Here is a 17,502-nt window from a genome sequence, read left to right as displayed (position 1 = left end):
TCTATCTGATGTAGGATCACATCTCAAGCCCCAGCTTCTCCGCGATCTCTTCCGCGGTGAGGCCGGCTGCTTTTGCTTTTTCCATGACGGAGCGCATGGTGACGGGATGGAGGATCTTCTGCTTTTGCGCTTCCAAAGCCTTGATCTCCTCCTTCTTTTTTGCGATCTTCGCATCGATCAGCGCGATGCGTTCTTCGGCGGTACGAGCAGCCATTCAGGGCACATCCTTTCAAAATTATGATGTAACTATGATAAATGACAGATTATAGCTTGTCAATCGGCTTTTGTCGAATTGTTATCCGCACTCTTCTTCGGCTGCACAGCACCTTCGGGAGCGCGGATGGATACAGGAAACGAAAGGAGCGCGAAATGAAACCAATCGAATTAGAACGCTGGGAGCCCTCCCCGGACGATCCTCGGAGGAAGGTGTATGCCGGCCAGCGCACCGCGCAGGAGGTTTTCGAGGAGCTGAAGTATCGGCTGGAGAACATGGGGTACCTGCCGGATGAATATTTCCTCCTGAATCGTGAGTGGGAAAACGGCCGGGAGATCCCCAAAGACGCGGATATCTTCTGCACCACCGATTACGGCGGCAGCGAGGGGATCTACACGGACCTCTACTTGAAATGGTACCAGGACGGCGATCCCGTGATCAAGAGCTTTGCCACTGGGAAGACCTTGGGCGAAAGCGGTTCCGACCTGGACCGGATGTACCTCATTGCCTCCGCCATCACCAAGGCATTCCATGGGGACAGGGGGACCTACGCCCGGTACCTTCGTTGGGGCGAACAGCCGGAGCCGGAGGACATGATCCTGCACTTAAATCCCGCTGAGCAGCGTACCTTTATCAACGCGCTGGTGGAACAGCGGGAGCGGCAGGAGCAGGCCATGTCTCAGACGGAGCAGCTCCTGCGCCGCATGACCGGGAGCATCACCGCCTATATGGACGAGGTGGGCCAGCGCCCCCTCCGCCTCAGCGACTATGACAAAGCGGTGCTGGCGATCCGCGACGGAGAATTTGAGGCGTTCTCTTCGCTCTATCCCAGAGTACCGGACCGGGCGGACGACCTGCTGATCGAGGCGGCGGGGCGCCCCGGAAGAACAGGGGGAAACATGGTCCGGGCGCTTCTGTCGGCAATGGAGCAGTTTTCCCCGGAGGCGTACCTGACCGCTTGCAAGCGGGCGGTGGAGACGGGGGACAGCTGGCGCGTGCGGACGATGGTAGAGGAGGCGGAAAGCCACCTCTCTGAGCCATACCCGTCGCTTACCGGCGAAGTCATATTGCACGCCTATGCTAACGACCGAAAGAGTGTCGCCAAAGACCTGATCGACCAATGTTCTCCCGGGCAGATCGCCGCCGCGCCCCCGATCCTGCTCCGCCAGGCCGCGGCCAGCCTGGACTTTCAAACCGCGGTGACACTGGTGGACAAGGGCATCCAGCCGGGAGACTACGCGGCAGACGTCCTCCACACCCTTACGGGACAGCACCAGAATTGGATGGCAGAGCGGCTCCTGGAGCATGGAATGCCGGTGGCCCCGGACAACTACACCGCCCTCTATGCCTGCCTCAATAACGGAGCGGTCGATATTGGAAAGCTCCTGCTGGATCGAGGAATCGACCTGGAGCGGTATCAGATATGGGCTGTGAAACAGCGCAGAAGCGAGGGATACATGGAGGCCATGGAGGAACTGACCTCATACTGGGAGAAACAGCAAAGCGGCCCCCAGCAAGACGGCCCCTCCATGGGGGACATGCACCTATGAGCACCGCTGCCGTGGCCGCGATCAAAGCGGCCATTCTTGCTCTGACAGACGAGAGCACTCGGAAGAAGATCGGCTGGGTGCTGGTGGCCATTCTGTCTCCCATTATCGTGATCATCGCCCTGATTTGTTCTATCTTCTCCGCCACCTCCCAGCAGAATGTTTCCACCGTGGAGCTGTGCTTCCACGGCGGGATCATCTCCAGTGAAGTCACCCCGGAGTACCGGCAGTATGTGCTGGAGATGCGGGAGAGTTTCAGCACGCTGGACAGCATGGTGGATGAGATCAACGCCCAGCTGGAAGATGACAATAGCCTTGACGCAAATCGGGTCAAGGCCATTTTTTATGTTCTGTATTTCGGCGCCCAGCAGCCGGACGAGGTGGGACTGCAATCTTTTGTGGACTGCTTTGTGACCTACACCGAGGGGATTCGGACGGTCATTGACACAGACCAAGAGGGCAACGAGGTGGAAGTCGAGGAAACCTATCAGATCCCGCATCTGATAGAGGACCTGTCACAAGTCTACGAGAGAATCCGCGATGCCATGGGAGTCGAGGTCACTCCAAGCCACCAGGCAAACGCTGACAACATCTACAACCTAATCGTCTACGGCTCCCCCGGCGGATCCAGCGGCGGCTGGTTTCCAGGAGCGGACGTGCCGTTTATTGGGGTGGACGGGTTCTGTTCTCCTATCGGAGCTGGCTGGGAGTCGGTAGTGACCTCGGAGTTTGGATACCGCAGTGACCCGTTTACTGGCGAGACCCGGGGACACACCGGCATGGATCTGGCTGTGCCTACGGGCACGCCCATCCGGGCCGCACTGCCCGGCACCGTCACTGTGTCCCAGTACAATAGCAGCTACGGCTACTATGTGATGATCGATCACGGGAATGGCCTCTCCACCTTGTATGGCCACAACTCCCAACTGCTGGCCCAGGTGGGCCAGACGGTAGAGGCCGGAGACATCATTTCTCTGTCTGGCTCCACCGGACGATCCACAGGTCCCCACCTCCACTTCGAGGTGCGTGTCAACGGGGAGCGGACAAATCCAAGATATTATTTACCAACGTCAGGAGGATGACAAAATGAAAAAAGCAACGATCTCAGTAGCTGTTGAACAGGAAAAACTCAGAGCGATCCAGTTCTACATGGGCAAGAGCGGCACCTCTCTGGAGGCGGAGTTGGATGATTTTATGGCGCGGCTCTATAAAAAATATGTGCCTTCCCAGACCAGGGAGTACATCGAAAGCCGGGAGAGTTCCGAGGAGCCAGCCCGTCCCAAGTCTGGCAAACCCGCCCGCACGACTGAGCCGATTCAGGCAGAGGAGGTGGAGTGATGGGCAATTCCTACTCTGCCGAGGTGTGGCTGGACGAACGCCGCTGGGATGCACTGGAAGCGGCTCTGGAGGAGCAGGGCACCAACATCGAAAAGTATCTGCAGGACTACCTGGTAGATTTGTACCGGGAGATGGTGCCAGCAGACCAAGTTCGGGAGATCGAGTCCTGCATCAAACAGGAGCGGCAGGAGGAGCTGCGAGAGGCCGAGGCACGGAAAGTTTTCTCTGTATTCCGCCTATGGGATGGAGGGAAAAGCCGCTGTCTGGCAACCGAATATCCGAAAGAGTTTCTGGATGTGGCCCGGCTCCTGCGTAAGTGCCTGCAGGAGGGAGATGGTGGCACCGACGCCTTTGCCCGAAAAATCTATGGAGGTTATGACATTTCTCTGGAGCGGTTTAATGAGCTGACACAGGAACGGCTGGAGAACACAGGGCGTGTCGCCGGCGTATTCGAGCTGGACTTTGACAAAAAAGTGTTCTCAGCCGTTCACATTCTGGACGGCTGGAAAAGCTATCGGTTCCAGGATGTGAGCGCCGCTGCCTACCAAGCGTTCCGCAAGGAGCACAGCTCTCAGGAGGAGCGTTGGCGGAAATTTGTGTCCCGGCTGGAGGGAAAAGAGCTGACTGACCGGGATCTCGGCGTCCCTCTGAAGGCTCTGCGGGACCTCCAGCCGGGAGACCTTCTGTTCACAGAGCCAGCCAACCGTATGGGGCGGCTGCTGGATTTTCAGGTGGACTGCTCCAGCGACATGGTGCAGATGGAGGTGTTCGGTCCAGAGGTAAAATGCGCCAAGACCGGCAGCTGGCTCGACATCTACGTCAGCTACGACGTGGCCCGGCAGGAGGTGCGGGATCACTTGGATCTCACGCTGCACCGAAAAGACGGCGCATGGGAGAAGTCTTTCACCTACGTTCTTTCTCCGTCGGAGCGGGAACTTTTGAGGACCGAGCTGGAGGAACATTGCCAGAAACAGTACAGGAAAACGCTGAACGATCTCTATGCGGAACGGTATCGGCAGGAGGCCGGGACGCCGCCCAAGCTGGATGGCGGGAGCCAGCGGTTGGATCTGCGGCAGGTCTCCTTCGAAGGCGACATCTCCGAGTACGACGGAACGCTGTCCTTCTACCTGCCGGTCACCTTCGACCCGGACGCAGTGTTTGGGACCAATGTGACCTCAGATTCCAATGGCGACTGGCTCAACGTCTACGCCAACTATGACCTGGAGACGGGCGGGCCGGAGCAGTCACTGACCGTCGTGCTTGTCTGCGGTGACGGGAACGAGTTCGAGTTTTCCTATCCCTTGACCGCCTCGGATCGGGAACAGCTCCGGGAGAAGATGGAGGGCTACTGCCAATCGCAGGCCGGGATGTCCCTGGATAACTACCGACAGGAGCTGTGCTCAGAGGAGTCGTCCATGGAACAGGGGCCTCAGATGTAGCTGGTGGGAGTCGCCCTCGATGGGCGGCTCCTGCGTTTCTCCCCGTTGTTGCCCCTGTGCCGCCCCGTGTCGCCCTTTTGATGGCGGGGTGGCATCCGTCCCCCTCCCCGCCCTCTGCAGAGGCGTGTTGAGGCCGTGCGCCCGCTGTTTCGCAAAACCGCCCTCTGACCCAGCGAAGTGCTCAGGGGTGGAGAGACGGTGCGGCGGAAGGAACGAGCTTTGCCGCCTGCGGCGAAGTGGGAGATATGGAGCCTACAACGACGTGAACCGGGGGGACGAAAAAAGTGCGGGATAAAGCGGTGGCTCCACCGCCTTTCACACCGTCCCGCAATGCGGGCCGGGGATACGGTTTTCAAGCAAAGGCCACCACTTTTCAGCACGTTTTCAAAATACGACGTGGCTCCTCTTTTGGGGAGAAGGCTCCTGTTCCGGCTCCAATCCAGCCGGAATCCACCGTTGTTCCGGCGTTTTGGCTGGCTCAGATGTGGCTCCTTTACCCTGAAATCGAGATTTTTGGAGGTTTGACTATGACAGAAGAAAAGACACGAATCCACACCCGGATCTCACCGGAGACGGAACAGAAGATCACCGCGGCTATGCCCCTCTCCAATTGCAGAAGTCAAAATGAATTCGTGGAAAAGGCGCTCCAGTTCTACTGCGAGCACCTGACCGCCCAGGATACCTTCTCCGCCCTGCCGCCTGTACTGCTCTCCGCTATCCGCGCTACCGTGAAAGCCAGTGAGGATCGGATCTGCCGCCTGCTGTTCAAACTGGCGGTGGAGATGGATATGATGATGAATATCCTGGCGGCAGGCATGGAGCTCACGGACGAGGATCTCCGGGAACTCCGGGGGAGGTGCGTCCGCGAGGTCAAGGAGACCCGAGGCAGGATCTCCTTCGAGGACGCCTGGGAGTATCAGAAGGGCGGCCGAGAAACCCCATAGGGAGGCGATGATCCTTGCCCCGCCTGATTTTCAAGTGTCCCTACATTCGGGGCGGCTCGAAAAAAGTTGCCGCCCATCTGAGCAACTATGTCCGATACATGGCGACTCGGGAGGGCGCTCAGCGAATCGCCGCTGACAAAGCCCAACTGCCCGCTACAAAAAAACAGCAGCAGATGGTGGAGCAGCTCCTCCGGGATTTTCCTCTCAGCCGTGGAACCTTCGAGTACGAGGACTACGCCGCCGCACCCACTCGGGGCAACGCCGCAGACTTCATCACACGGGCGCTGGAGGACAACTACGATGCGGCGGCGAAAAAAGAAAACTACATCAGTTACATCGCCAGCCGTCCCCGCGCCCAGCGCACGGGCTCCCATGCCCTTTTCACCGGCTCGGATGAGGCACCGCCCCTGTCCAAGGTGGCGGAGGAGATCGCACACCACCCCGGCAATGTGTGGCTCCCAATCATTTCTCTTCGCCGGGAGGACGCCTCCCGGCTGGGCTACGACGACGCGGAGCGGTGGAAAAGCCTGCTCACCGGATACGCCATGGAGATTGCCCAGGCCATGAAGATCCCCTGGGATCAGTTCCGCTGGTATGCCGCCTTCCACGACGAGTCCCACCATCCTCACGTCCATATGGTCTGCTACAGCGCGGATGGAACGTCCGGCTACCTCACCAAGCAGGGGATCGCGGACATCAAGTCCGGTCTGGCCAAAGAAATCTTCCAGAACGACCTGACCGAACTTTATCAGCAGCAGACCCAGCGGCGGGATACGCTGAACCGGGACGCCCAAGAGGTGATGCGGGAGCTGCTCCTCCGCATGGAGGAGGGAACGGTTGACAATCCACGTATCGAGGAGCTTATGACCCATCTGGCGGATCGCCTGCAGTTCCTCTCCGGGAAAAAGCAATACGGCTATCTGAAAGCGCCGCTGAAGGCCGTGGTGGACGAGATCGTGGACGAGCTGGCCAGGGATCCCCGTGTGGCCAAAGCCTACGACCTGTGGTATGAGATGCGGGAGGAGGTGCTGCGCACCTACAAAAACGATCTGCCGGAACGCCTGCCCCTCTCCCGGCAGAAGGAATTCAAGCGGATCAAAAACATGGTCATTCAGGAGGCGATACGGCTGGGAGAACTGCGGCAAGTGTTCCATCCGGAGGATCAGGCAGAGGACACACTACCAGAACAGAAAGGAGCAGACGGCCCCCAGCCGGGGCCAGAGTCCGTTTGGGATGAACGTTCTAATGACAGCGGAGAACCGCACAACTCATGGGAGCAGATATACCGGCGTGCGAGGGCCATCCTCGAAGATTCGAAAGCACCGCCGGAACAGACGGCCCAGGCGGTGGAGCTGCTGACCAAGGCGGCGGAGCATGGAAGTTGCTCCGCCGCTTTTACGTTGGGAAGGTTGTATCTCTCGGGGACAACACTGCCCCACGATCCCGCCGCCGCTGTCCGATGGCTGGAACGTGCGGCCCTGGGTGGAGATCAGCACGCTCAATATCGCCTTGGGAAATTGCTCCTCCAGGGAGATGAGGTTCCCAAGGATGCAGACGGGGCCGTCCGCTGGCTGACCGCGTCCGCGGAGCAGGGAAGCCGATATGCCCAGTATGCCCTTGGAAAGCTCTTCCTGCTGGGAAAGGATGTTCCAGAGGATCGGAAGGCCGCCTGGCAGTGGTTCCAGAAAGCAGCGGAGCAGGGAGATCAGTACGCCCAGTATTTTGTGGAGCGTATGGATCACCGGGATCTTTTTCCCGTTGTGCAGTCAGCCGCCCGGCTGCTCCACCACCTGGCCGGCATCTTCCGGGAGCAGAGCCAGCCTTCCCACCCCAGAGGTTTGAGGCTGACCGTGGACAAAAAGCTCTGGCGGAAGATCCGGGAAAAGAAGATCGCTATGGGGCATAAGCCCGACGATCATGAAGAACCGACCATCACGATGTAACGGAGGTTTTAATGTGAAGAAAAAATATAACAGCACAGCTACAGCTCCCAGCAAAGCGGGCCGGTCTGCACGCCGCCTTGAATCGTGGCGGAGATGCGCCACCGTGCGGCAGGTCCCCTATCACCGGAAGACCCGGCAGCGTCGAAGATGATCTCTCATTCGGGGGCCGCAGGACGCGGCCCCCCGGCTTTTTACCAGGAGGTGTGAAATGCCCTATATCCCTTTTACGGAGGAGCAAAAGCTCCGAGCCAACAATGTGAATCTGGTGGAGTTCCTGCGCCGTCAGGGAGAGAAACTCATCCCCTCTGGCCAGGACAAGCGCATGGCCTCAGACCACAGCATCACCGTGCGGGGCAACGAGTGGTACGATCATGAGTCGAAAGAGGGAGGCCACGCGATTTCCTTTGTCCAAACGTATTACGGCTTGACTTACCAGGAGGCGGTGAAGCGCCTGCTGGACGGCGAGGGGATCGCATATCCCCAGGTGGAGCCGTCTGAGCCGGAGAAACCGAAGGAGTTCTCCCTCCCACCGGCCAGCCCGACTATGCGGTGGCTCTATGCCTACCTGCTCCAGCAGAGGTTCATTGACCGGGACGTCCTTGACGTCTTCACAAAACGCGGAATGATCTACGAAAGCTGTGAGAAGTCCAGGGATGGGACGAAGGAATATCACAACGCCGTATTCGTTGGGAGTGACGAATACGGCGCTGCCCGCCACGCCCATAAGCGGGGCCTCTACACCCAGGGAAACAGCTTCCGCAGGAATGTGGAGGGCGGCGATCCCCGGTGCAGTTTTCACTGGTTCGGAAACAGCGGCCGACTCTATGTGTTCGAGGCACCCATTGACCTGCTGGCCTTCCTGACCCTCTATCCGGAGGCTTGGCGGGAACACAGCTATGTAGCCCTCTGCGGCACTTCGGAGCAGGCCATGCTCTGGATGCTGGAGAAAGATCCCAGGATCCAGAGAGTCGTGCTCTGCCTGGATCACGATGCCGCGGGGATCGAGGCCACGGGCCGTCTCACGGATCTCCTGCGGGAGCACGGACACACGCGGGTCTCCGTGCAGCGGCCGGAATACAAGGACTGGGACGAGGATCTGAAGGCCCTCCACGGCCTGCCTGCCCAGCCCGCGGAGCAGCATCCTCAACTCCAGGCGGCGGAGCTTGTCTGCGCCCGCATCGCGGTGAAATGCATGGATTTGAAGCCGGACGGGGCGATGCAGCAGGTGCCGCACCTGTTTCAATGTTACCGCAAATGCCTGAAAGAAAAGAAACTGGAAACGGCCATGGACTGCATGGAGGAGATGGCCGCCCTGTCTCTGCTGGTGACCCTGCGGGAATGCCGCCAGCTGGGGACTGCCCTGACGCCCACCCAGGGAAGTCAGTATCTGCAAAGCCACATCCTGCCCCATCAGAATCGGATGGCCATCCGGAACCGGACGGAGGAGATCTCTGCCCAGCTCCAAACCGCGCTGGCTAAGAGCGGTGCTCCGGGCGTGCGCGGTGAGGCGGAGAAACGGGAGATCGCCAGTGCGTGGCTGGAACTGGCCCTCTCCTGCGCCAAGGTCTCTGTTAAGAATGATGCGGATGAACTGAAAGCGATGGAAAAGCAGAAACAGGCGCTGGGAATGGAGATGGGGTGAGTGCGTGGATATGCAGACGATCCTCCTGCTGGCACTGGCAGGAGGCGCCCTTCTTCTCCTTGCCGCGGTGACCCACTTTTCCGGACAAGGCTCCCTGAACAACATCAAGTCCAAGACTGTAGGAGACGGCCAGCATGGAACCGCACGCTGGGCCACCAAGAAAGAGATCCAGCAGACCTATGCTCACGTCCCCTTCCGACCGGAGGAGTGGCGAAAAGGTGAGCGCCTCCCCAAAAAGCAGGGGCTGGTCTTGGGGTGTGAGGGGCGCAAGGACCATGTCATCGCCATCGTGGACACAGACGATATCCACGCCCTGGTCACCGCCGCCAGCGGCGCGGGCAAGACGGCCTATTTTCTTTATCCCAATATCGAATACGCTCTGGCCACTGGGATGTCCTTCCTCTGCACGGACACCAAGGGCGACCTGTTTCGCAATTACGCGGGGATCGCCAAGGAGTGCTACGGCTTTCAAATCGCCGTGCTGGATCTGCGCAACCCTACCCGCTCGGACGGCAATAATCTGCTCCACCTGATCAACAAGTACATGGACATCTACAAGGCTGACCCCAAAAATCTGCCGGCCAAGGCCAAGGCGGAGAAGTATGCCAAGATCCTCTCCAAGACCCTGATCAACACCACCGGGGACAGCTCCCAATACGGGCAGAACGCCTACTTCTACGACGCGGCCGAGGGCCTGCTGACCTCCATGCTCCTGCTGGTGGCGGAATACCTGCCCACCGAGGATTCGGAAGGCAAGCCTATCGAGGAGCGCCACATCGTCTCGGTCTTCAAGCTGGTGCAGGAGCTCCTGGCACCCAGCGGCGTGAAGGGCAAGAACCAGTTTCAGCTCCTGCTGACGAAACTTCCGCCAGACCATAAAGCCAAGTGGTTCGCCGGCGCCGCTTTGAATACCTCAGAGCAGGCCATGATGTCGGTGATCTCCACAGTGCTGTCCCGGCTGAACGCGTTCCTGGACAGCGAGATGGAGCAGATCCTGTGTTTCGACACCGCTATCGACGCGGAGACCTTCTGCAATAAGAAGTCCGCCATTTTCATCGTACTTCCGGAAGAGGACCAGACCAAGTATTTCATGGTCAGCCTGATCCTCCAAAACTTGTACCGGGAGATTCTCACCGTGGCGGATGAGAACGGTGGGCGGCTGAAAAACCGAGTGGTTTTTTTCGCGGACGAGCTGGGTACCTGCCCGCCCATCCAGTCCCTGGAGCTGATGTTCTCCGCCTCCCGCTCCCGCGGCCTGATGCTGGTGCCTATCGTGCAGAGCATCACGGGCCAGCTCCAGAAGAACTACGGCAGGGAGGGTTCGGAGGTCATTGTGGACAACTGCCAGGTGCTGATTTCCGGAGGATTTGCCCCAGCCAGCCAGACGGCGGTGGAACTGTCTAAAGCCTTGGGGAGCCGCACGGTGATGAGCGGCTCCATCAGCCGGGGAAAGAACGACCCATCCCAGAGCCTGCAGATGATCGAGCGGCCCCTCATGACTCCCGACGAGCTGAAGTCCATGCCAAAGGGCAGCTTTATCGTGGCCAAGACCGGCGTCCATCCTATGCAGGTGCGGCTTCGCCTGTTCCTGGATTGGGGCATCAAGTTCGACAAGTCCTACGAGGTACCCGAGCGCGCCCAGCGGCCGGTGGCCTACGCCAGCAAGCAGGAATTGGAGGCAGCGATCCTCCGCAAGCACTACGCGCCTGCCGTTGAGGATGGAGAGATCCCCCAGGCGGAGCCGCCAGCATCAGGCGGCGAGGTCCAAGTCGTGCAGGCGGATGACTCGCCCAAAGATGGGCGCAGGCCCAGGATCCGGCGCTGAGGGGGTGATATCTGTGACAAATTTCCGTAACATCTACTCCTCCGACCTGAGCCACCGGGCCAGATCGGTCTATATGTACCTGAAAGACCGGGCCGACAAGGACGACAAGTGCTGGCCGGCCATCAAGACCATAGCAAAGGAGCTGGGCCTCTCAAGCTCCACTGTCAAGCGGGCGCTGGACGAGCTGTGTCAGGCCGGTCTGCTGACCAAAGAGAGCAGATGGCGGGAGAACGGCGGGCGTACCTCGAATCTCTACCGGCTCTCCTGACAAAAACAGGCCCTCCCCCGCCAGGGGGAGAGTCTGCCAATTTAGTGAACTGGGGTCTGGTTCATGGTGAGCCAACCAGAAGTGCCCACTCTAAGATTTTTCTAAGACAGAGAAAGAAACAAATTTTACAAATCTATTTCTTGATCCAGTCGATGAAGGTAGATACTTTCTCCAGATCCTCTTCACTTAGTCTCGTAATTTCCTCATGAAGTTGAGCCCGCAAGGAATTCTCAGCATCCGCTCCAGCGAAAAACTCTGTGGGAGTCAGGTCAAAATAGCTGATGATGTTGAACAGTTCCCGCAAGGATGGGAGACTCATCCCGTTTGTGATGCTGCGGATGTAAGAGCCGCTCTTGCCCAGATCAAGGCTCATGCGGTGCTCCGATACATCCTTCCGCACCCGCAGTTCCGTGATCCGGCTACGCAGAAAAGTTTCGTACCGCTGTGACTCCTCCATTCGACCACTCCTCTCGTCAGTTAATATTTTAATATTAGCGGACGGGCAGAGTTCGTATTCTTACCATTAGTTTTCTCTTTATAAATCAATAGATTGATGATATAATCATTAAAAATGGGGCCGAATGAATTTTAGGACTATTAACTCGCAGAATGGGGTGAGGCTTTGTGTCAGCCTGCTTTTTCATCGGACACCGGGAGTGCGGAGAAAGGATGTTGCCAGTGCTGGCCCAAGAGGTAGAGCGCCATATCACTGAGCACGGTGTCACTGAATTTGTGGTGGGACACTACGGCGGCTTTGACCGTCTGGCTGCCAGTGCGGTCAGGGAGGCGAAAAAGCGTCACCCGGAGATCACGTTGACCCTGCTCCTGCCCTATCATCCACACGACCAGTTCATTCCTGTCCCAGAGGGCTTTGACGGCACCTTTTATCCGCCGGGCATGGAGACCGTACCCAAGCGGGCGGCCATTGTCCGGGCAAACCGATATATGCTCGAACACAGCTCCTACCTGATTGCCTATGTCAGCCATCCGTCCAGCGGCTCCCGAGAAGTGCTGGAGGCGGCCCTGCGGCGGCAAAAACACGGCCTGATTCACGTGACAAATCTTGCGGGGTGGTATCCGATATGAGAAAAAGCAAATGGCTCCAGAACGTTCTTTTATGCATCGGAGGCGTTTTCCTTTTTCTTGCCGGGATAGGACTCGGCTGGATTAGGTGCAGGCAAACAGAAACAGCCTTTTGGGAGAATATCCTGATTGCCCCGGAGCCGGAGGAGTGTGTGGCCTGTGACAATCTACAAGGACCCCGCTTTCATGCGCCCTGTTTGCTGGAACTCTCTACCGGAGAATTGACAGAGCTGGAGATTTACGAGCCCTGTCACCGATATTCCGGTGAACTGGCCCCGGACCAGGATATGGACTATAATGTGATGACTTTCGGCGGGAGCGGCCTGCCCCTGTTCATTGATCGGATGGAGGAGATCCAGCGGTGCGTTGCCTATCTCCCAGAGAAGGCAGGCGGAGAGATAGAACCCTTTTACTATTGCCGGGACTGCCGGGCCAAGCTGACGAAAGTAGCTACTCAGGGCTATGTGTTGCTGGACCTATATGACTTAGATGCGATCCAGGTCTATCCTGTGGAGGATAGTGCGGAGTATCCCATTCGTATTTATACTGTGACCATGGCCCACGATGAGGATCAGGGCCATCTTGTGGTGACAAATATAGGCCATCTGTTTGAGAGTTGACCGACTAAAGCTCTTCCCGAATTGAGGAAAGATTTCATTCGAACATGGTCTGAACCATAACAAAATCAGTTTTGGACTCTCCACATCTGCTCAGGAGTATGATATAATAAACTTTAACAGCAAAACCAATAAAATGTTTTGCATGGAAAGAGGTCTACGATGCACAGCCAATATGGGTGGTCCATTGCTGCCCAGTTAAAATGGAGAGAAAAAGCAATGATTGCAGAAAAATCTACATCCGTAAAAGGATGTGGTAATTCCTTGCGTCCTTTCGCGTCCTGCGCCCCCATCCGTCTATGTGACAGGGTGACGCGGGGCGTTTTTCTATCTTCTGGAGGAGTGTGAAATCATGAGTCTGAAATACACCTGCCCCGGCTGTGGGACACCTTTAGGCTATGAGGGATTGTGCTGGAAATGCAAATCTGAACAGGAGCGGAAGGCTGCTCTTGCTTGGACCCCGGAACAAATCATAGAGAAGCAGAGAAACCTGATTCAGAACATCCAGCGGCTGGCGGAGATGGAGGACCCGGAGTTCACCGACTTCTGGCAGCTGCTGGGTTACCATGATGCCATCACCCCGGAGATCCAGCGGGCGGCACTGGCCGCAGAGGTGTTCTGGCCCTGTGAGATTTATTATCACGCTCCCGCCGATGTGCGGGATGGCCTGATTCATGCGCTGTTGTCCGCGGAGTATTCCAGCGCGGCCTCCAACCTGATGAGTTGCCTTGCTATGCAGGGAGATGACAAGGCAATGGAGACGCTGCTGGAGCTGGAGCGAAATCCCCGGCCCTGGCGCAAGGGTCTCTATGTGGACCCATCCAGCTATGCACAGATCGGAGGCTGGACTTTTGACAAGGAGGACCGTCGGATACAGCTCAACTTTGACAGCTGCTATCCAATGGTCAAAGGAACCGCCGGCGAGAAATCTCCCGTCCGCATTGGCCGGGCACGGGAGGACACATGCCCCCACTGCGGCGGGCGTATGGTGGACATGCTGGTGCTGGACGGACGGGATGAGCGGCTCCGTTTCCTGGGGCTGGACGGCATCCTGACCGCCGCCTGCTGCCCCAGCTGCGTGGGATTCCTCAAAGGCCCCGCCTTCAACCGGTTCACCCTGGATGGCGGCGTGGAGATCTTCACCTCCGAACTCTTTGACGGGGCGGAGAAGACGGATTGCTATGTCAGTCCCGAGGACTACAAGGCCCTCACCGAAAATCCCTTTGTGCTGGGCAAAGCGCCGGTGCCCCTGTTTTACGGAGCGGCCTGCCAGGATGTGAACACCATCGGCGGCTTTGCCAACTGGGTGCAGGACGCGGAATATACCACCTGCCCCCACTGCGGCAAACCCATGAAGTATCTGGCTCAGATCCAGTGGGATACGGTGTTTGATTGTGCGGAGGGCACGCTCTATGTGGAGTTCTGTCCGGACTGCCAGATCGTATCCATGCAGCACCAGCAGACCTGAGAGGAGACCTTGCCATGAGTTTGCCAAAGCGTGACGGCGTACATGACCGCTACTATCTGATCCACAAGCCGGACACTTCTCCAGAGGTGCTGGCGGAGGCGGATCTTTGCATTCTGGATGTGCTCAGCAGCACCGCCCGTGAAAATCACTCCGCCTACCCGACTGTGGTGCGAAATCATAATGGAACACCCTTTCTTCCCAGCCAGCTGTTGGATCGGTATCTGTCCAAACTGCCTTTGAAGGGATTTCCCTATGAGGAAGCTGTTATATTCTGCGATGCCCTGCGGCGGTTGGTGGGCTGGGAAGAAATCCGCTATACATTGGAGAAGTACATAGAAAAGCAGGTGCAGGAACGCTACTTCCTTGTGGGAGAGCGGGATGATGGGTTTACCGTCTTTCCACCCTGCACAGTACTGCCGGAATTGCGAGCGGAGGATATGGACGAAGGTCTGCTGCGCTTTGCCTGCTATGTGGCGATCTGCCATACCGTGTACGGGCAGAGTTTTGAATCCCTCACCACCGAACACATCCTCGGCCTGGTTTCCCAGATTCGTCCTGACATGGTAAAGGAACTGAAAACCAATGGCAGCGGCAAATTGCCACCTAATATCCAAAAGCGGAAAACAAAGCACCTGACCGCCTCGGCCAACGACGCTTTCGCCACCATCCGTATCACCGCGAGGGACTGCACCGAGGGGTGCTGTGATGAGGCGCTGAGCTACCTGGTGGAGGTGCTGGAGCAGCCGGAGTTCCCCCGCAGCTACTCCATCGAGTTTCGCGGACCGGAGAAGATCTACCTGCCCATCCCAGGGCTGCCAAAGAAGGGCGTCCATCAGCTCTTTGCCTGTGCAGTGCGGTACCCCCGACTCCATGTCCGAATGGAGAATTATGCTCGGCTGGCCATGCAGGAGGACGAGTGGTACAACAACCTCTCTGATGAGTCCTGCGCTATGCCTGGCACCTTTGCCGTGTTCGCCCTGGGACTGGAAGGGCCGAAGTGGTGGCGGCTGGTGTGCGATTACCTGGATCGCTGTGATGACGAGCACTCCTCTTTACAGGAAAAGTTTATTCACGCCTTTTTTAAGAAGTACGGGTTTACTGCTCAGTCCCTGCCGGTGCTGGTCCACGGTGTCCAGTCCATGCAAAATCTGAAGCCCGCAAAGGAGTTCCGCACTCTGATCGCCAATGAGGAGAGCCTGGATGCGCTACTGGAGATCAAGGGGCATCTGGAGGACTATCTGCCCGAAGAAGGAGCGCATGACCTGCGGGCCAGGGACTACCTGTGGCAGGAGGTGCTCTGGGCCATCTGGGGGCAAGCCTCCGAAAACGGCGGCGGCAAGGTCCTCAAGGCCGCACCGAAGGAACTGAAAGAGAAATACCAGCAAGTATTTGCGTAAGGAGAACACCATGAAAAAGAGAACGGTCAAGGACTTTATTGCCCTGTACGCCCCGGAAGATGAGGAAAAGCTGGTACTGATCCAGGACGGTATCAGCGCGGACAAAACCTTTCTGGATACCTTCTGGGCGGCGCATACCCATGCCCTCGCCATGGCGGATGTCCAGACCGGAGAGGTCATCTCCGGTCGATGCTACCTGAGCTGGCCGCTGACGGACAAGGAGCGGGATGCCGGCGACTATTCCAAGCGGTTTACCAAGGGCCAGATCTACCGGATCAAAGCCCGCGGCTGGAAAGGTGATGCCCTCTACGAACCTCAGTGGTATGTCACGGAGGTACTGGAGGAAGGTGTACCCTGTCCGGCACTGGAGGAGATTTGGGCGGAATACACAAAGCCCATTCTTCTGGAGGACGAAGTGCTGGGAACCCTCACGCTGGATCGTGAGATGAGCATATTCGAGGGGACCTGTAAATGGATGGGAAAAGAAGTCCGGATCTCGTTGGATGTGGAGATTGAAAAGAAAGCGTCCTGGACCCGTGTCACCAATGTGATGAAGAAACTGGTGGCAGATCAGGAAGTCTGGGACAAGTCCCTTCGAGCGATGGCTGCCCAAAAGCTCACCGCTCAGGCCAACGAGTGGCTGGCGGACAATGACCAGACCGACCGTGACCCGGAGAAAGACCCCATCACCGAGGATGAGTTTGCCCGGCGCATCCTCCTCACCGAGTTTACAGTATCTCCCGGCGGCCGTTTTACCGCCTGGTACGAGGACGACGATATGTTCTGGGGCCATGTGATCACTGTGGTTGGAACGCTGAAAAAAGGCCCCGTTGACGCTGATATACAGGGATAAGGAGAGGAGGAAACTTAAATGAACGGTGAGCAGATCACAGCTTTTTTACAGGCACACTGGGAGTGGGTAACTTTAATCATGGGCATTGTGTCCGTGGCTGGCTCAATTCTGAATTGGAACTGGATGTGCGACCCCACCGGTAAGCCGGACTCTCACCGCTATGGCCGCGGCTCCAGGCGGGTGATCTTCTTCCTACTGGGAATCGTGCTGATTGTGACCAGCATCATGTCCTGGGTGCTGTAAGGAGGACGAACGATGAGCGAAAAATATCCTACCTGGCTCACCGGCCATGTGAAGGAGTGGGCACAGAAACGCCTGCCCACCGTGACATTGTGTTCTACCACTGGCAATGAACTGCTGGAGGTTTGGTACTACGGTGACCTGTTGACCTTAAACGCAGAACCACAGCTATATATTGTCCCCAGTTATTTCGCTCCCGAACTTGTGACAGCTCGTGACCCGGAGAGTGGCGAGGAGTTCGTCATCTTCGACGGCGGGCGGCATGGCTACGACAATATGTTCTGCGATGAACATGATCCATCCGAGCTGGAACACCGTCCCCTCAAGCGGTATGAGATCCCCGCCTCCAAGTTAGTGCTGGAGCTGGGGTACAGCGTGGACTACGAGGACGAAATAGAAGACTTCGAACCGGATGAGGCGGATACTGTGGAACTGATCAGCGGCGAGCGTATGCCTTGGGAACAGGTCAAGCGGGACGGCATCGACTATATCGCCCTTTACTATGTGAACGAGGAAGGAAAACAAGTCCAGATTTTGGACGCAGAGCTGGCGTAAGTACAGCTACTCTATCCTTTGCTAATCCGAGGAGGTGTCCCATGACCCAAGAAGAACAGATCCGCCTCTATCGGCTGATGGAAAAGCTCAACTGGTTTTTCCACCAAGAGATGCACTACCTGGATCGGG

The 17,502-nt window shown here is 57.6% G+C and carries 18 protein-coding genes; 16 read left to right on the top strand and 2 right to left on the bottom strand.

The window, feature by feature from the left end; translation table 11 throughout:
• Positions 1 to 16: 16 nt before the first annotated feature.
• Positions 17 to 214, bottom strand: coding sequence for a hypothetical protein (locus B5E67_RS08500; RefSeq protein ID WP_087384682.1), 198 nt, complete (start codon positions 212 to 214; stop codon positions 17 to 19).
• Between the two features lie 155 nt (positions 215 to 369).
• Between B5E67_RS08500 and B5E67_RS08495 the strand changes: the two genes are divergently transcribed.
• The 9 genes from B5E67_RS08495 to B5E67_RS08455 all read left to right on the top strand — a co-directional run bounded on the left by B5E67_RS08495 (position 370) and on the right by B5E67_RS08455 (position 11,160).
• Entirely contained in the window at positions 370 to 1,764 is a 1,395-nt protein-coding gene (locus B5E67_RS08495; RefSeq protein ID WP_087384680.1) for an ankyrin repeat domain-containing protein, read from the top strand.
• Positions 1,761 to 2,843 carry a M23 family metallopeptidase gene (locus B5E67_RS08490; protein ID WP_087384678.1) on the top strand — a complete coding sequence of 361 codons (1,083 nt, stop codon included), beginning with the start codon at positions 1,761 to 1,763 and terminating at the stop codon, positions 2,841 to 2,843. Before B5E67_RS08495 ends, B5E67_RS08490 begins: the two co-directional genes overlap by 4 nt.
• A gap of 4 nt (positions 2,844 to 2,847) precedes the next feature.
• Positions 2,848 to 3,099 carry a DUF6103 family protein gene (locus B5E67_RS08485; RefSeq protein WP_087384676.1) on the top strand — a complete coding sequence of 84 codons (252 nt, stop codon included), beginning with the start codon at positions 2,848 to 2,850 and terminating at the stop codon, positions 3,097 to 3,099.
• Positions 3,099 to 4,538 (top strand): hypothetical protein, encoded by a 1,440-nt coding sequence (locus B5E67_RS08480; protein WP_087384674.1) that lies wholly within the window; start codon positions 3,099 to 3,101, stop codon positions 4,536 to 4,538. Before B5E67_RS08485 ends, B5E67_RS08480 begins: the two co-directional genes overlap by 1 nt.
• 527 nt (positions 4,539 to 5,065) lie before the next feature.
• Positions 5,066 to 5,482 carry a hypothetical protein gene (locus B5E67_RS08475; RefSeq protein ID WP_087384672.1) on the top strand — a complete coding sequence of 139 codons (417 nt, stop codon included), beginning with the start codon at positions 5,066 to 5,068 and terminating at the stop codon, positions 5,480 to 5,482.
• A 14-nt stretch (positions 5,483 to 5,496) separates the two neighbouring features.
• Positions 5,497 to 7,425, top strand: a complete 1,929-nt coding sequence (gene mobP3, locus B5E67_RS08470; protein ID WP_087384670.1) for a MobP3 family relaxase — start codon at positions 5,497 to 5,499, stop codon at positions 7,423 to 7,425.
• A 208-nt stretch (positions 7,426 to 7,633) separates the two neighbouring features.
• A complete protein-coding gene (locus B5E67_RS08465) occupies positions 7,634 to 9,067 on the top strand; it encodes a toprim domain-containing protein (RefSeq protein WP_087384668.1) in 1,434 nt (477 codons plus the stop codon).
• Between the two features lie 10 nt (positions 9,068 to 9,077).
• On the top strand, positions 9,078 to 10,892 hold the full coding sequence (locus B5E67_RS08460; RefSeq protein ID WP_087384666.1) for a type IV secretory system conjugative DNA transfer family protein: 1,815 nt from the start codon (positions 9,078 to 9,080) through the stop codon (positions 10,890 to 10,892).
• Between the two features lie 13 nt (positions 10,893 to 10,905).
• Positions 10,906 to 11,160, top strand: coding sequence for a helix-turn-helix domain-containing protein (locus B5E67_RS08455; RefSeq protein ID WP_087384665.1), 255 nt, complete (start codon positions 10,906 to 10,908; stop codon positions 11,158 to 11,160).
• Positions 11,161 to 11,293: 133 nt separating this feature from the next.
• Here the strand turns inward: B5E67_RS08455 and B5E67_RS08450 are convergent, their stop codons facing one another.
• A complete protein-coding gene (locus B5E67_RS08450; RefSeq protein WP_087384663.1) occupies positions 11,294 to 11,617 on the bottom strand; it encodes a helix-turn-helix transcriptional regulator in 324 nt (107 codons plus the stop codon).
• Positions 11,618 to 11,829: 212 nt separating this feature from the next.
• Here B5E67_RS08450 and B5E67_RS08445 point away from each other — a divergent pair, with 212 nt between their 5' ends.
• From B5E67_RS08445 to B5E67_RS08415, 7 genes are all read left to right on the top strand, one after another.
• Entirely contained in the window at positions 11,830 to 12,246 is a 417-nt protein-coding gene (locus tag B5E67_RS08445) for a hypothetical protein (RefSeq protein ID WP_242956890.1), read from the top strand.
• Between the two features lie 149 nt (positions 12,247 to 12,395).
• Positions 12,396 to 12,863, top strand: a complete 468-nt coding sequence (locus B5E67_RS08440; RefSeq protein WP_143405405.1) for a hypothetical protein — start codon at positions 12,396 to 12,398, stop codon at positions 12,861 to 12,863.
• A 349-nt stretch (positions 12,864 to 13,212) separates the two neighbouring features.
• Positions 13,213 to 14,328: a hypothetical protein gene (locus B5E67_RS08435; protein WP_087384658.1), complete on the top strand. Its 1,116-nt coding sequence runs from the start codon at positions 13,213 to 13,215 to the stop codon at positions 14,326 to 14,328.
• A 14-nt stretch (positions 14,329 to 14,342) separates the two neighbouring features.
• Positions 14,343 to 15,725, top strand: a complete 1,383-nt coding sequence (locus tag B5E67_RS08430; protein ID WP_087384656.1) for a DUF6138 family protein — start codon at positions 14,343 to 14,345, stop codon at positions 15,723 to 15,725.
• Between the two features lie 10 nt (positions 15,726 to 15,735).
• Complete coding sequence (locus tag B5E67_RS08425; protein ID WP_087384655.1) at positions 15,736 to 16,578, top strand: DUF2262 domain-containing protein; 843 nt, start codon at positions 15,736 to 15,738, stop codon at positions 16,576 to 16,578.
• 18 nt (positions 16,579 to 16,596) lie between these two features.
• On the top strand, positions 16,597 to 16,821 hold the full coding sequence (locus B5E67_RS08420) for an Imm17 family immunity protein (protein WP_087349001.1): 225 nt from the start codon (positions 16,597 to 16,599) through the stop codon (positions 16,819 to 16,821).
• Positions 16,822 to 16,833: 12 nt separating this feature from the next.
• On the top strand, positions 16,834 to 17,373 hold the full coding sequence (locus tag B5E67_RS08415; protein ID WP_087384653.1) for a hypothetical protein: 540 nt from the start codon (positions 16,834 to 16,836) through the stop codon (positions 17,371 to 17,373).
• Positions 17,374 to 17,502 lie beyond the last annotated feature (129 nt).

The sequence above is a fragment of the Faecalibacterium sp. An122 genome (assembly GCF_002160895.1).
In the GTDB taxonomy this organism is placed as follows: domain Bacteria; phylum Bacillota; class Clostridia; order Oscillospirales; family Ruminococcaceae; genus Faecalibacterium.
This window is presented reverse-complemented; position numbering and strand designations above follow the sequence as displayed.

Coding starts and splice junctions, on each gene's coding strand:
- B5E67_RS08500 (WP_087384682.1), bottom strand. CDS start 214: ATGGCTGCTCGTACCGCCGAAGAACGCATCGCGCTGATCGATGCGAAG.
- B5E67_RS08495 (WP_087384680.1), top strand. CDS start 370: ATGAAACCAATCGAATTAGAACGCTGGGAGCCCTCCCCGGACGATCCT.
- B5E67_RS08490 (WP_087384678.1), top strand. CDS start 1,761: ATGAGCACCGCTGCCGTGGCCGCGATCAAAGCGGCCATTCTTGCTCTG.
- B5E67_RS08485 (WP_087384676.1), top strand. CDS start 2,848: ATGAAAAAAGCAACGATCTCAGTAGCTGTTGAACAGGAAAAACTCAGA.
- B5E67_RS08480 (WP_087384674.1), top strand. CDS start 3,099: ATGGGCAATTCCTACTCTGCCGAGGTGTGGCTGGACGAACGCCGCTGG.
- B5E67_RS08475 (WP_087384672.1), top strand. CDS start 5,066: ATGACAGAAGAAAAGACACGAATCCACACCCGGATCTCACCGGAGACG.
- B5E67_RS08465 (WP_087384668.1), top strand. CDS start 7,634: ATGCCCTATATCCCTTTTACGGAGGAGCAAAAGCTCCGAGCCAACAAT.
- B5E67_RS08460 (WP_087384666.1), top strand. CDS start 9,078: ATGCAGACGATCCTCCTGCTGGCACTGGCAGGAGGCGCCCTTCTTCTC.
- B5E67_RS08450 (WP_087384663.1), bottom strand. CDS start 11,617: ATGGAGGAGTCACAGCGGTACGAAACTTTTCTGCGTAGCCGGATCACG.
- B5E67_RS08445 (WP_242956890.1), top strand. CDS start 11,830: ATGTTGCCAGTGCTGGCCCAAGAGGTAGAGCGCCATATCACTGAGCAC.
- B5E67_RS08435 (WP_087384658.1), top strand. CDS start 13,213: ATGAGTCTGAAATACACCTGCCCCGGCTGTGGGACACCTTTAGGCTAT.
- B5E67_RS08430 (WP_087384656.1), top strand. CDS start 14,343: ATGAGTTTGCCAAAGCGTGACGGCGTACATGACCGCTACTATCTGATC.
- B5E67_RS08425 (WP_087384655.1), top strand. CDS start 15,736: ATGAAAAAGAGAACGGTCAAGGACTTTATTGCCCTGTACGCCCCGGAA.
- B5E67_RS08420 (WP_087349001.1), top strand. CDS start 16,597: ATGAACGGTGAGCAGATCACAGCTTTTTTACAGGCACACTGGGAGTGG.
- B5E67_RS08415 (WP_087384653.1), top strand. CDS start 16,834: ATGAGCGAAAAATATCCTACCTGGCTCACCGGCCATGTGAAGGAGTGG.